At 43.8% G+C, this 14,417-nt stretch carries 13 protein-coding genes, 1 riboswitch and 1 other annotated feature; of the genes, 9 read left to right on the top strand and 4 right to left on the bottom strand.

All coding sequences use genetic code 11. The features are described from left to right. Positions 1-25: 25 nt before the first annotated feature. From FGK98_RS07595 to FGK98_RS07580, 4 genes are all read right to left on the bottom strand, one after another. The gene (locus FGK98_RS07595; RefSeq protein ID WP_138100703.1) at positions 26-1,288 is read right to left on the bottom strand and encodes a nucleobase:cation symporter-2 family protein; all 1,263 of its coding nucleotides are present in this window, start codon (positions 1,286-1,288) and stop codon (positions 26-28) included. Then, complete coding sequence (locus tag FGK98_RS07590; RefSeq protein WP_138100702.1) at positions 1,288-1,869, bottom strand: xanthine phosphoribosyltransferase; 582 nt, start codon at positions 1,867-1,869, stop codon at positions 1,288-1,290. The genes FGK98_RS07595 and FGK98_RS07590 overlap by 1 nt, the downstream gene beginning before the upstream one ends. A gap of 120 nt (positions 1,870-1,989) precedes the next feature. Continuing rightward, positions 1,990-2,085: riboswitch (purine riboswitch) on the bottom strand. A gap of 132 nt (positions 2,086-2,217) precedes the next feature. Then, positions 2,218-2,604 (bottom strand): bleomycin resistance protein, encoded by a 387-nt coding sequence (locus FGK98_RS07585; protein ID WP_138100701.1) that lies wholly within the window; start codon positions 2,602-2,604, stop codon positions 2,218-2,220. A gap of 11 nt (positions 2,605-2,615) precedes the next feature. Beyond that, a complete protein-coding gene (locus tag FGK98_RS07580; protein ID WP_138100700.1) occupies positions 2,616-3,443 on the bottom strand; it encodes an exodeoxyribonuclease III in 828 nt (275 codons plus the stop codon). Positions 3,444-3,576: 133 nt separating this feature from the next. On the opposite strand from FGK98_RS07580, the gene FGK98_RS07575 reads away from it, so the two are divergent. The 9 genes from FGK98_RS07575 to FGK98_RS07520 all read left to right on the top strand — a co-directional run bounded on the left by FGK98_RS07575 (position 3,577) and on the right by FGK98_RS07520 (position 14,415). After that, positions 3,577-4,032: a DUF3290 family protein gene (locus FGK98_RS07575; RefSeq protein WP_138100699.1), complete on the top strand. Its 456-nt coding sequence runs from the start codon at positions 3,577-3,579 to the stop codon at positions 4,030-4,032. Next, positions 4,029-4,664, top strand: coding sequence for a DUF421 domain-containing protein (locus tag FGK98_RS07570; RefSeq protein WP_000174434.1), 636 nt, complete (start codon positions 4,029-4,031; stop codon positions 4,662-4,664). Before FGK98_RS07575 ends, FGK98_RS07570 begins: the two co-directional genes overlap by 4 nt. A 54-nt stretch (positions 4,665-4,718) precedes the next feature. Beyond that, a complete protein-coding gene (locus FGK98_RS07565) occupies positions 4,719-6,464 on the top strand; it encodes an ABC transporter ATP-binding protein (protein WP_138100698.1) in 1,746 nt (581 codons plus the stop codon). Continuing rightward, entirely contained in the window at positions 6,454-8,196 is a 1,743-nt protein-coding gene (locus FGK98_RS07560; RefSeq protein WP_138100697.1) for an ABC transporter ATP-binding protein, read from the top strand. The genes FGK98_RS07565 and FGK98_RS07560 overlap by 11 nt, the downstream gene beginning before the upstream one ends. Before the next feature lie 218 nt (positions 8,197-8,414). Beyond that, positions 8,415-9,107: a sugar transferase gene (locus tag FGK98_RS07550; RefSeq protein WP_138100696.1), complete on the top strand. Its 693-nt coding sequence runs from the start codon at positions 8,415-8,417 to the stop codon at positions 9,105-9,107. A gap of 42 nt (positions 9,108-9,149) precedes the next feature. Beyond that, positions 9,150-10,379, top strand: coding sequence for a DegT/DnrJ/EryC1/StrS family aminotransferase (locus FGK98_RS07545; RefSeq protein WP_171011133.1), 1,230 nt, complete (start codon positions 9,150-9,152; stop codon positions 10,377-10,379). Positions 10,380-10,413: 34 nt separating this feature from the next. Then, positions 10,414-10,645 (top strand) — a binding site (T-box leader). 267 nt (positions 10,646-10,912) lie between these two features. Continuing rightward, positions 10,913-12,091, top strand: a complete 1,179-nt coding sequence (gene trpB, locus FGK98_RS07530; RefSeq protein ID WP_138100693.1) for a tryptophan synthase subunit beta — start codon at positions 10,913-10,915, stop codon at positions 12,089-12,091. A 399-nt stretch (positions 12,092-12,490) separates the two neighbouring features. After that, on the top strand, positions 12,491-13,852 hold the full coding sequence (trpE, locus tag FGK98_RS07525) for an anthranilate synthase component I (protein WP_138100692.1): 1,362 nt from the start codon (positions 12,491-12,493) through the stop codon (positions 13,850-13,852). Further along, on the top strand, positions 13,849-14,415 hold the full coding sequence (locus tag FGK98_RS07520; protein ID WP_138100691.1) for an aminodeoxychorismate/anthranilate synthase component II: 567 nt from the start codon (positions 13,849-13,851) through the stop codon (positions 14,413-14,415). The genes trpE and FGK98_RS07520 overlap by 4 nt, the downstream gene beginning before the upstream one ends. Positions 14,416-14,417 lie beyond the last annotated feature (2 nt).

Genomic DNA, 14,417 nt, shown 5'->3' with positions numbered 1-14,417 from the left:
AAAAAGAGGCTCGCACCTCTTTTTCTTATTTCTTTTTTCGATTTAATACGACATTGAGGACAATGGCAAGTAGGCTGGCTACGACGATTCCGTTTGAGAAGAACATTTGGAAGGCTGTTGGCATGCTGACAAAGAGATTGCTATTGTTGAGTCCAACACCTGCAGCGATTGAAACAGCTGCGATAAGGAAGTTGTGTTCATTGTTAGCAAAGTCAGCGCGGGCGAGGATTTGCATACCTTGAAGGGAAACAAAGCCAAACATCACCAGCATGGCACCTCCAAGAACAGGGCTCGGAATGATTTGGGCGAGGGCACCAAACTTAGGAAGGAGTCCAAGGAGGACTAGGAAACCAGCTGCGTAGTAGATTGGCAGACGGGTTTTGATACCTGACAATTTAACCAAACCAACGTTTTGTGAAAATCCTGTGTAAGGGAAGGTGTTAAAGATTCCTCCGAGAAGTACGGCCAGACCTTCTGCTCGGTAACCGTTGCGAAGGCGCTTGCTGTCGATTGGATCTTTTGTGATATCAGACAAGGCTAGGTAAACACCTGTGGACTCAACCATAGAAACCGTTGCGATGATACACATCATGACAATAGAGGAGATTTCAAAGGTTGGCATCCCAAAGTAGAGGGGAGTTGGGACATGGACTAGTGGTGCTGCCGCAACAGGGGAGAAATCAACCAAGCCCATGGTAGCAGCAATGGCGGTTCCGACAACCAGACCAATCAAAATGGAGATAGACTTGATAAATCCTTTAGTAAAGATGTTAATCAAGAGGATGATCAGAACAGTGATGGCTGCAAGCAAGAGACTTTGACCAGTTGGCTCTGGAACATTATTTCCCATATTTCCAATAGCGACAGGAATCAGGGTTAATCCAATCGTGGTAATAACAGATCCGGTTACGATAGATGGGAAGAGATTGGCCACTTTTGAGAAAATACCTGAAATCAGAACTACATAAATCCCTGAAACGATAAGGGCGCCAAACATAGCTCCGCTACCGTGACTCTGACCAATCATAATCAAGGGAGCGACTGACTGGAAAGCAACTCCGAGTACAACAGGGAGGCCAACACCAAAATGTTTATTCAACTGGAGTTGAAGGAAGGTAGCTACCCCACACATGAAGATATCTGTGGAGATTAGGTAGGTCAACTGTTCAGCTGAATAACCAAGAGCTGTAGCAATCATAATAGGAACTAGGATAGAGCCTGAGTACATTGCGAGAAGGTGCTGAAGCCCTAGAACCGCGGCTTGCGAGTGTTTTTCTTGTTGTTGCATTAGAGATCTGCCTCCTTAAATACGACCTGATCGTTTTCGAAACGATCCAAGCGAGCGAGCGATAGTACAGGGTAGCCTGCTTTTTCAAGTAAATCACGACCATCTTGGAAGGATTTTTCAATTACGATACCAATCGCTTCGACTGTTGCTCCGGCCTGTTCGATGATTTGAATCAAGCCTTTGGCAGCTTGTCCATTTGCTAGGAAATCATCGATAATCAAGACCTTGTCCTCTGGTGAGAGGAATTTCCCAGCGATGGAAACCGTGCTGATCACCTGCTTGGTAAAGGAGTAAACCTCAGCAGTTAAGATGCCTTCGTTCATAGTGATGTTTTTAGCTTTCTTTGCGAAAATCATAGGAACATCTAAGGCTTCAGCTGTAAAAACGGCTGGGGCAATCCCTGAAGCTTCAATCGTTACAACCTTGGTAATGCCAGCAGTTGCGAATTTTTCTGCAAAAACTTTACCAATTTCCCGCATCAAACGATAGTCAACTTGATGGGTTAAAAAGGAATCTACCTTAAGGATGTTGTCACCCAAGATATGCCCATCCTGAAGGATGCGCTCTTCTAATAATTTCATAAGACCTCCTAAAGTCTAAAAGATGCTTCATTTGCTTGTCTAGAATTTCTAGTATGTAATAGAAAAAGGACCTACTTAATCCCCTAAGTAAGTCCCCAAAATAGGCATGGCCAACACCATACCTTCAGCTGACATACTCATTGTTAGGTGTTCCGGCACCTTGTAGAAACGTCGTGCCAATTCACGACATAAACAAGTAAAATGGTACTATAATAGAACGTCAAAGCGTTAATGTCATTATTTTACACTAAATAGCTTTAGAAATCAAATATTTTGTTGGTGTTTAGATAAAAAAAGCGAACAAACAGAAACCTACAACACGACACAGTATTGTAGGGTTCTATTATTCTATTCACTAAATCTTAAAAAATAACCATCAGGATCCAAGACTGCAAACTCATGAGGATAAATAAAGCTATTTCCTACGCGAAATTCTCTTTTTGTCAGGGGACGATGGATAGGATAGTCAGCTTCCAGCAGTTTTTGGTGGAGCTGAGGAACATCCGCAATGCCAAAGGAAATATTGACACCGCGCCCGAAAGGATAGGTTAGTTGGGCTAATTCTTCTGTGCTGCCTTCTTCTAGCATAAGTTGGCAGTCTTCAAGCGAGAGGAAGAGAAATTTCTCCTCTGGACGCTCGTATTCGACAGAAAATCCCAGCAAGTCGCAGTAGAAGTGGCGTGATTTTTCGATGTCAGATACTACAAATTCAGGAATGACAGCTTGATAGTCCATTCGTTTTCTCCTTAGAGTTCAATCTCCATGACAATGGGTGTGTGGTCTTGGCGCGTACCGGAGTCAATCATATCAGACTTGGTCACCTTGTCAGCCACGCGGTTGCTTGTCAGCCAGTAGTCGATTCTCCAGCCTGTATTGTTGATTTTAGAAGTCTTGCTGCGTTGCGCCCACCAAGTGTAACGTTCTGGGACATCGCCGTGAATGTGGCGGAAGGTGTCGGTAAATCCAGTTGCCAAGAGGTTGGTAAATCCAGCACGTTCTTCGTCTGTAAATCCAGGTGAACGGCGGTTGCTGGCAGGATTTGCAAGGTCGATTTCCTTGTGGGCCACGTTGTAGTCACCAGTCGCAAGGACTGGTTTTTCTTTGTCTAACTCAGCTAGATACTCAGCATATTTGGCATCCCAGACTTGGCGTTCTTCCAAGCGTTTGAGACCATCTCCAGCGTTTGGTGTGTAAACTTGGGTCACGAAAAATGCATCAAATTCTAGGGTGATGATACGGCCTTCCAAGTCCATAGTAGAAGGGGCGCCAATCTCTGGAAAACTAACAGTGGGCGTGAGTTCTTTCTTATAGAGGAACATGGTTCCAGCATAACCTTTGCGAGCAGGTTCTTGGGAAGACCGCCAAGTATTTTCATATCCTGGAAAGAGTTCTTCGAGAACTTCCAGATGTTTTTTTGTAGGGCCCTTGGCAGAAAGTTTGGTTTCTTGGATAGCGATAATATCGGCATTTTCAGCTACCAAGGTTTGTAGGACTTCTTGGGACAATTTGGCACGAGCTGAATCACTAGTTAGGGCAGCATTGAGGGAATCAATATTCCATGAGATGAGTTTCATAAAGTTACCTTTTTCATTGAGATTATAGATTTTATTATACCAAAAAAAGGTCTATTTCCCCAACGTATGGTTTGAAAAATCACTCTCTTTCGTTTATAATGAAGAATGATTTTATGAAAGGGAGTGAAAATAGATGAAATTCTACTCTTATGACTATGTGCTTAGCCAAATCAGTCAGCAAAATGGAATCATGATTGGCTTTGGGATTGTTCTCCTAGCCATCACAGGATTTTTTGCTTTTAAGGCTTACCATGATAAAAAGGGGACCAAATTTCGTGAGTTGGTCATGATTTCAGCTTTGACCTTATTAGCTCTCCTTTTGGTGACAATTTCAAAATATCAGACCAATCAAGCTTCTAACAATCAATTTCAAACTTCCCTTCATTTCATAGAGGTCATTTCCAAAGACTTGGGAGTGGATAAATCAGAAGTTTACGTTAATACTTCTGCAGCAACAGATGGAGCGCTAATTAAGGTGGGTCCAAATTTCTACCGTGCCCTGAACGGCAGTGAGCCAGACAAGCACCTGCTAGAGAAAGTGGAATTGTATAAAACAGATGCAATTGAACTTGTGGAGGAGAACAAATGACACTCAATTATATCGAAATTTTAATCAAACTAGCCTTGGGTCTCTTTTCTCTGGTTTTTGTAATCAATGTGACAGGAAAGGGCAACCTAGCGCCTAACTCAGCAATAGATCAAATTCAGAACTATGTACTCGGGGGTATCATCGGTGGGGTGATTTACAATAGCGCTATCAGTATCCTTCAGTATGCAGTCATCCTGATTATGTGGACCATTCTGGTCTTGACTCTCAAATGGCTTAACAACAATGTTCACTTTGTGAAACGTTTGATTGATGGGAAGCCAACCCTGCTCATCAAAAATGGGAAGATTGATCCAGAAGCCTGTCGTTCTGTTGGATTATCTGCAGCGGATGTAGCACTTAAGCTCCGTAGCCAGGGAATTTTCCAAATGAAACAAGTCAAACGCGCTATGCAGGAGCAGAACGGTCAACTCATCGTAGTCCAAATGGGAGATGAGAATCCCAAGTATCCTGTTGTCACAGACGGTGTTATCCAAGTCGAAATTTTGGAGACTATTGGTCGGAGCGAAGAATGGCTGCTTGATAACCTCAGCAAACAAGGGTATGATAATGTAGCCAATATCTTTATCGCTGAGTATGACAAGGGTGTCGTCTCAGTCGTAACCTATGAATAAGAAAAACCTGAGGTCTCTGCCTCAGGTTTCCATTTGCAATCAGAAAGGGAGTTTATGTCCATTATTCAAAAACTCTGGTGGTTTTTCAAACTCGAAAAGCGCCGTTATCTCGTAGGAATCTTAGCGCTGATTTTAGTCGCTATTCTTAACCTCATTCCCCCCATGGTCATGGGACGGGTGATTGATGCCATAACTGGAGGACAATTAACCCAGCAGGACCTCCTTCTTAATCTATTTTATTTACTGCTGGCAGCCTTTGGGATGTACTATCTGCGCTATGTTTGGCGCATGTATATCCTCGGAACTTCCTATCGTCTGGGGCAGATCATGCGGTCTCGCTTGTTTGAACATTTTACTAAGATGTCGCCAGCCTTTTATCAGACCTATCGGACGGGGGACCTGATGGCACACGCCACCAATGATATCAACGCCTTAACTCGTTTAGCAGGTGGCGGTGTTATGTCTGCGGTGGATGCCTCTATCACGGCTCTGGTGACTCTGCTGACCATGCTTTTTAGCATTTCATGGCAAATGACCTTGGTTGCCATTCTTCCCTTGCCTTTCATGGCTTATGCGACTAGTCGTCTAGGGAGAAAGACCCATAAGGCTTTCGGGGAATCCCAAGCTGCCTTTTCTGAACTCAATAACAAGGTACAGGAGTCTGTATCGGGTATCAAAGTGACCAAATCTTTCGGTTATCAGGCTGATGAGCTTGAGTCTTTTCAGGCAGTCAATGAATTAACCTTCCAAAAGAATCTCCAAACCATGAAATACGATAGTCTCTTTGACCCCATGGTTCTCTTGTTTGTTGGTTCGTCCTATGTTTTGACCCTTTTGGTCGGTTCCTTGATGATTCAGGAGGGGCAGATCACGGTTGGAAATCTAGTCACTTTTATCAGTTATTTGGATATGTTGGTCTGGCCTCTTATGGCCATTGGCTTCCTCTTTAATATTACCCAGCGAGGGAAGGTTTCTTACCAACGGATTGAGGAGCTTTTATCTCAGGAATCACCTGTTCAAGACCCTGAGTTTCCTTTAGATGGTATAGAAAATGGACGTTTGGAATATGCCATTGACAGCTTTGCCTTTGAAAATGAGGAGACACTGACGGATGTTCACTTTAGTCTGGAAAAAGGACAAACCCTAGGCTTGGTCGGGCAGACAGGCTCTGGAAAAACGTCCTTGATCAAGCTCCTCTTGCGTGAATATGATGTGGATAAGGGTGATATTTACCTAAATGGTCATGATATTCGGAATTATCGTCTGACAGATCTTCGTAGCCTTATGGGCTATGTTCCGCAGGACCAGTTCCTCTTTGCGGCTTCAATCTTAGACAATATCCGCTTTGGCAATCCTAACTTGCCCCTTTCGGCGGTCGAGGAAGCGACTAAACTAGCGCAAGTTTACCAAGATATTGTGGACATGCCTCAGGGATTTGATACGCTAATCGGTGAAAAAGGAGTCAGTCTTTCTGGTGGTCAAAAGCAGCGTCTGGCCATGAGTCGGGCTATGATTTTAGACCCTGATATCTTGATTTTGGATGATTCCTTGTCAGCCGTGGATGCCAAGACGGAGTATGCGATTATCGACAACCTCAAGGAGACGCGGAAGAATAAGACAACTATCATCACAGCACATCGTCTCAGTGCAGTCGTCCATGCAGATTTGATTTTAGTCCTGCAAAATGGCCAAATCATCGAACGCGGTACACACGAAGACCTGCTAGCTTTAGATGGCTGGTATGCCCAAACTTACCAGTCTCAGCAGCTGGAAATGAAAGGAGAAGAAGATGCAGAATAAGAAAGAACAATGGGCTGTATTGAAGCGCTTGATGTCTTATCTCAAGCCCTATGGCCTCCTGCCCTTTTTGGCACTCAGTTTTCTCCTCGCGACGACGGTCATTAAAAGTGTCATTCCCCTTGTAGCTTCCCACTTTATCGACCAGTACCTCAGCAACCTAAACCATCTTGCTATTACAGTTTTATTAGCCTACTATGGCCTCTATATCCTGCAAACTCTGGTCCAGTATGTCGGCAATCTTCTCTTTGCGCGGGTGTCCTACAGTATTGTTAGGGATATTCGTCACGATGCCTTTGCCAATATGGAAAAACTGGGCATGTCTTATTTTGACAAGACGCCAGCAGGTTCCATCGTCTCTCGTTTGACAAATGATACCGAGACCATCAGTGATATGTTTTCAGGGATTTTGTCCAGTTTTATCTCAGCAGTATTTATCTTTCTGACAACCCTTTATACCATGTTGGTTTTAGACTATCGTTTGACAGCTTTGGTCTTGCTCTTTCTTCCTTTGATTGTCCTTTTGGTCAATCTCTATCGGAAAAAGTCAGTCAAGATTATTGAGAAAACCAGAAGTCTCTTATCGGATATTAACAGCAAGCTAGCAGAAAGTATCGAAGGAATCAGGATTATCCAAGCCTTTAATCAGGAGAAGCGCCTGCAGGCAGAATTTGATGAAATCAACCAAGAACACTTGGTCTACGCCAACCGATCTGTAGCCTTGGATGCCCTCTTTTTGAGACCTGCCATGAGTTTGCTGAAACTCTTAGGCTATGCAGTTTTAATGGCCTATTTTGGCTATCGTGGACTTTATCTGGGAATAACAGCAGGAACCATGTACGCCTTTATCCAGTATATCAATCGCCTCTTTGACCCCTTGATTGAGGTGACGCAAAACTTTTCAACCCTTCAAACTTCTCTGGTTTCTGCAGGCCGTGTTTTTGCCTTGATTGATGAGAGGACCTATGAGCCTCTTCAAGAAGACGGGCAGGCTAAAGTCAAAGAAGGCAATATTCGTTTTGAACATGTGTGCTTTTCTTATGATGGCAAACATCCGATTCTGGATGATATTTCCTTTTCGGTTAAGAAGGGTGAAACCATTGCCTTTGTGGGTCATACAGGTTCGGGGAAATCATCTATTATCAATGTCCTCATGCGCTTTTATGAATTTCAGTCAGGGCGAGTACTCTTGGATGATGTAGATATCAGGAACTACAGTCAGCAAGAGTTGAGAAAAACTATCGGTCTAGTCTTGCAGGATCCCTTCCTCTATCATGGGACCATTAAGTCCAACATCGCCATGTACCAAGAGATCAGTGATGAGCAAGTAAAGGACGCAGCTAGCTTTGTCGATGCGGATTCCTTTATTCAGAACCTTCCGCTGGGCTATGATGCTCCTGTTTCCGAGCGTGGTTCGAGCTTTTCTACTGGACAGCGCCAACTTCTTGCTTTTGCCAGAACAGTCGCCAGTCAACCTAAAATCCTGATTTTGGATGAAGCGACAGCCAATATTGACTCGGAGACAGAAAGTCTGGTTCAAGCTTCTCTGGCTAAAATGAGACAGGGACGGACAACCATTGCCATCGCTCATCGCCTTTCAACTATCCAAGATGCCAACTGTATCTACGTCTTGGACAAGGGGCGCATCATCGAGAGTGGAACTCATGAGGAACTCTTGGCCCTGGGAGGAACCTATCACAAGATGTATAGCTTGCAGGCTGGAGCCATGTCCTAATACTCTTTGAAAATCTCTTCAAACCACGTCAGCTTTATCTGCAACCTCAAAGTCGTACTTTGAGCAGCCTGCGGCTAGCCTCCTAGTTTGATCTTCGATTTTCATTGAGTATAAGAAGGAAATTCTTCAAATCACAGCTTTCTTGCACCGCCTTTTCCATTTTGTGGTATAATGAAAAATGTTGACAAATAGTATAATGAAAACAAAGGAGAAACAGCATGCTGAAATGGGAAGACTTGCCCGTGGAAATGCAATCAAGCGAGGTTGAGTCTTATTACCAGCTTGTCTCTAAAAGGAAGGGTTCGCTGATTTTCAAGCGTTGCCTGGATTGGGTTCTGGCCCTGTTTTTGCTACTTTTGACTTCTCCCGTCTTTCTTATCTTGAGCATTTGGATCAAGTTGGATAGCAAGGGACCTGTTATTTACAAGCAAGAGCGCGTGACTCAGTACAACCGTCTGTTCAAGATTTGGAAGTTCCGTACCATGGTAACGGATGCGGATAAAAAAGGAAGTCTGGTAACTTCAGCTAACGATAGTCGCATTACCAAAGTGGGAAATTTCATTCGTCGTGTGCGCTTGGACGAACTACCTCAGCTGGTCAATGTCCTTAAAGGCGAGATGTCCTTTGTAGGCACAAGACCTGAGGTGCCACGTTACACCGAGCAGTATAGCCCTGAAATGATGGCGACCTTGCTCTTGCCAGCAGGGATTACCTCTCCAGCTAGTATCAACTACAAGGATGAGGATACGATCATCAGTCAAATGACGGAGAAAGGTCTATCAGTTGACCAGGCCTATGTCGAACATGTCCTTCCTGAGAAGATGCGCTATAACCTCGCCTATCTCCGAGAGTTTAGTTTCCTTGGAGACATCAAAATCATGTTTCAAACCGTGTTTGAGGTACTAAAATAAAGTAGTCATGAGAAAATGAGTACAGATAAAAGGAGCAAATCAATGCCAAATTACAATATTCCATTTTCACCACCCGATATTACAGAAGCTGAAATTGCTGAAGTAGCGGATACCCTACGTTCTGGTTGGATCACAACGGGTCCTAAGACAAAAGAACTGGAGCGTCGCTTGTCCCAATACACACAGACACCTAAGACTGTCTGCCTCAACTCTGCGACTGCCGCTCTTGAGTTGATTTTGCGTGTTCTTGAAGTGGGGCCTGGTGATGAAGTCATCGTTCCAGCTATGACTTATACGGCTTCATGTAGCGTCATCACTCACGTAGGAGCAACACCTGTCATGGTGGATATCCAAGCAGATACTTTTGAGATGGACTATGACTTGCTTGAGAAAGCCATTACTGAAAAGACTAAGGTCATCATCCCAGTAGAGCTTGCCGGGATTGTTTGTGACTATGACCGTTTGTTCCAAGTTGTTGAGAAAAAACGTAATCTCTTTACAGCTGCTAGCAAGTGGCAAAAGGCCCTTAACCGTATTGTGATTGTCTCTGATAGTGCCCATGCTTTGGGATCTACTTATAAAGGGCAACCAGCTGGTTCTATTGCTGACTTTACTTCCTTCTCATTCCATGCTGTTAAGAACTTTACAACAGCTGAGGGTGGAAGTGCTACTTGGAAAGCCAATCCAGCGATTGACGACGAAGAAATGTACAAGGAATTCCAAATCCTTTCCCTTCACGGGCAAACTAAAGATGCCCTTGCCAAGATGCAACTAGGCTCATGGGAATACGATATCGTAACGCCGGCCTACAAGTGCAACATGACGGATATCATGGCTTCGATTGGTTTGGTACAATTGGATCGTTACCCTAACTTACTTCAACGTCGTAAGGATATCGTGGACCGCTATGATCGTGGGTTTGCGGGTACTCGTATTCACCCATTGGCACACAAGACTGATACTGTCGAATCTTCACGCCACCTCTACATCACTCATGTAGAAGGAGCAAGTTTAGAAGAACGTAATCTTATCATCCAAGAATTGGCCAAAGCAGGAATTGCAAGTAATGTACACTACAAACCGCTTCCTCTTTTGACAGCCTATAAGAATCTTGGTTTTGATATGGCAGATTATCCAAGAGCCTATGCCTTCTTTGAAAATGAAATTACGCTTCCTCTTCATACAAAATTAACTGATGAAGAAGTAGACTATATCGTTCATACTTTGGTGAGAATTTCCGAAGAAATCCTTGGTTCTGGAAAAAAATCATAAAAAAATCTTGACAAAGATAGAACAATAACTTATAATATTCTCAATAAATCAGAAAAGTAACTATTTTTGATCTTCAGGGAGCCTGTGGTGATTGTGAACAGGTGGTTGGAAGTAGTGAAAGTGGGCTGATTTAAAAAATGAATTTGAAACAATGAAAATTCGGTGCGCACACCTTACAGTGCAACTTGTTGTTAGACAAGGCAGAGATGTAAAGGGGAATAGTCCCTTTACAATTGAGGTGGCACCGCGTTACCAACGCCCTCACACGGAAGTGAATTCCGTGTGTGGGCTTTTTTCTTTCGGTCATTTTGTTTATCTTTTATTAGGGCCTTAAGTCGCTTTGATGAACTTATACTCAATGAAAATCAAAGAGCAAACTAGGAAACTAGCCGCAGGCTGTACTTGAGTACGGCAAGGCGACGTTGACGTGGTTTGAATTTGATTTTCGAAGAGTATTGAGTTCTATCTGCAGCTCCTTGCCTACTACTAAAAGCAAACAAAAAGCCGAATTCATACAGAAAGAGGAAAATTTTATGACAACTAAAGGTTATTTTGGACAATTTGGTGGTAGTTTTGTACCGGAGCCGATTCAGGCTTTGTTGGATGAGTTGGAAGTGACTTTTGATAAGTACAAGGATGATCCAGAGTTTTTGGCAGAATTTCGCCATTACTTGAAGGATTATTCAGGTCGCGAAACACCGCTTTATTTTGCGGAAAGTTTAACAGACCATCTAGGTGGCGCTAAGATTTATCTCAAGCGCGAAGACCTTAACCACCTTGGTTCTCATAAGCTCAACAACGTTTTAGGACAAATTCTTCTTGCCAAACGTATGGGCAAAAAACGAGTGATCGCAGAAACAGGGGCTGGTCAGCACGGTGTTGCGACTGCAGCTGCTGCAGCTAAGTTTGGTATGGCCTGTGATGTCTACATGGGAGCAGAAGATGTGGAACGTCAACGTCTCAATGTTTTCCGTATGGAGATGATGGGAGCAACTGTGCACGCAGTTGAAACGGGGACACGAACTCTCAAGGATGCAGTTGATGCAGCCTTTGGAGCATGGATGAATGACCTTGAAGCCTTCTACGTTTTGGGATCTGCTGTAGGTCCTCATCCTTATCCTACCATTGTTCATGAATTCCAAAAGGTCATCAGTGAAGAATCTCGTCGTCAAATCTTAGAAAAAGAAGGTCGTTTACCAGACTACGTTATTGCCTGTGTAGGTGGTGGTTCCAATGCCATCGGTGCTTTTTCACAGTATGTAGCTGATGAAGAAGTCAAATTGGTTGGGGTAGAAGCTGCTGGGCATGGACTTGATACAGACAAGCACGCAGCCACTATGACAAAAGGTAGTGTCGGAATTGTTGACGGAATGAAGACCTATGCAGTCTTTAAGGAAGATGGAGAGCTGGCGCCAGTTTACTCTATCTCAGCTGGTTTGGACTATCCAGGCGTTGGCCCAGAACACGCCTACTTCAAAGACTCAGGTCGCGTGGAATATGTAGCAGCGACAGATGAAGAAGCTGTTCAAGCCTTGCTCCTCCTCAGCAAGACAGAAGGGATTATCCCAGCGATTGAAAGTTCGCACGCTATCGCAGAAGCAGTTAAACGTGCACCGAAACTAAGTAAAGATGAGATTATCATCATCAATGTTTCAGGTCGTGGAGACAAGGATGTAGCTGCGATTGCAGACTACCTAGATGCTAAAAACTAACAGATGGGAAAATTACAGTCATTTCTCTCACAGAGAGCTTGTGGTTGCTGGAAACAAGCAGAGAAAGCTGTAAGGTTGGGTCCATCTGAAATGAGAGAAGAAAACATAATTCTCAAGGGAGTGCCCTTTATCGCACAGCCTGTTACAGGAGGTATCTGATACTCTTCGAAAATCAAATTCAAACCACGTCAGCTTCGCCTTGCCGTACTCAAGTAAAGCCTGCGGCTAGCTTCCTAGTTTGCTCTTTGATTTTCATTGAGTATGAGACAGGAATGAGAGATAGGAACAATCCTATAATTGAGGTGGCACCGCGAATTTCGTCCTCACGCAAGTTATTTTGCGTGGGGATTTTTTATACAGTCGCCACGAACTAGAATTAGAATCGAAAGGGAAATTACAATGGAACGAATCATTCATGGAGATGTTTTATCGCCAATCTTGGCTTATATGCGCCTAAAGGGGCAACACAAGGTTATTTTAGAAAGTATTCCGAGAGACAAGGAAACAGCTCGTTTTTCTATCCTAGCCTATAATCCTGTTTTTGAGATTCAGTTTGAAAATGGAGTTCTTTATCAAAATGGGCAAGTGATTGATCGTGATCCCTTGGATTTCCTTTATGAAGTGACTCATAAGAGCCAGCACCATTCAGACCTACCTTTTGGTGGAGGAGCTATTGGTTTTGTTGGTTACGATATGATTTCGCTTTATGAAGAAATTGGTCAAATCCCTGAGGATGCAATTGGGACTCCAGACATGCATTTCTTCGTCTATGAGAGCTACATGGTCTTTGACCACAAGAAGGAAAAAATCCATGTCATCGAGGATGCTCTCTATAGTGAGCGCGGTCAAGAAGACTTGGAAAAAGCCTTGAATCAAGTGCTTGAGGAATTACGCATCCCTGCTCCAAATGAATTTGAAGATTTGGATTTATCTCCGCTGGACTTCAAACCGCACATTGCTCCTCAGAAGTTTGAGGAAATGGTGGAAACCGCTCGTGACTTGATTCGTAATGGTGATATGTTCCAATGCGTGCTCAGTCAACGTTTCTCAGCAGAGATTACTGGAAATCCATTTGACTTCTACAGAAATCTCCGCGTGACCAATCCATCTAATTACCTCTATTTCTATGATTTTGGGGATTATCAAATCATCGGTGCCAGTCCAGAAAGTTTGGTTTCTGTCAAAAATGGCATCGTGACAACCAATCCGATTGCAGGGACGCGACCAAGAGGGGCCACGGATGAAGAAGACAAGGTTATGGCGACAGACCTCCTCTCAGATGAGAAGGAAACGGCAGAACATCGGATGTTGGTAGACTTGGGACGTAACGATATTGGCCGCATCTCTGAAACGGCAAGTGTCCAAGTCACCAAGTATATGGAAGTGGAGTTCTTCCGCTATGTCATGCATTTGACCAGCGTGGTCAAAGGGCGTTTGCTTCCAGAACTTACTGCCATGGATGCCTTGAAATCAACACTTCCTGCTGGAACCGTTTCTGGAGCACCAAAGATTCGGGCTATGAGACGCATCTATGAACTGGAAACGGAAAAACGGGGCGTGTACGCAGGAGCAATCGGCTACTTGTCTGCGACGGGTGATATGGATTTGGCTATTGCCATCCGAACCATGATTCTTAAAAATCAAAGAGCCTATGTACAGGCTGGGGCAGGGATTGTCTACGACTCCATCGCCCAAAACGAATACCAAGAAACCATTAACAAAGCAAAATCTATGACTAGAATTGGAGAACTAAGACCATGATTTTATTGATTGACAACTATGATTCTTTTACCTATAACTTGGCCCAATACATTGGGAATTTCGCAGAAGTTCAGGTCTTGAGAAATGACGATCCCAAGTTGTATGAAGAAGCTGAAAAAGCAGATGGTCTGGTCTTTTCTCCTGGTCCCGGTTGGCCAGTTGATGCTGGTAAGATGGAGGACATGATTCGTGACTTTGCTGGCAAGAAGCCAATTCTTGGGATTTGTTTGGGTCATCAAGCTATCGCAGAAGTTTTTGGCGGTAAACTAGGTTTGGCTCCCAAAGTCATGCATGGGAAACAGAGCCATATCAACTTTGAAGCGCCATCTGTTCTGTATCAAGGAATCGAGGATGGTCATCCGGTCATGCGTTACCACAGTATCTTGATTGAAGAAATGCCTGAAGACTTTGAAGTGACAGCTCGTTCGACTGATGACCAAGCCATCATGGGTATTCAACACAAAAACCTACCAATTTATGGTTTCCAGTACCATCCAGAGAGTATAGGAACGCCAGATGGCTTGTCTTCTATTCGGAATTTTATCGATAGGGTTGTAAAGTGAGG

This window comes from Streptococcus australis, assembly GCF_901543175.1.
Lineage (GTDB): Bacteria > Bacillota > Bacilli > Lactobacillales > Streptococcaceae > Streptococcus > Streptococcus australis_A.
Note: the sequence above shows the minus strand (reverse complement) of the source record. Positions and strands in the feature narration are given on the sequence as shown.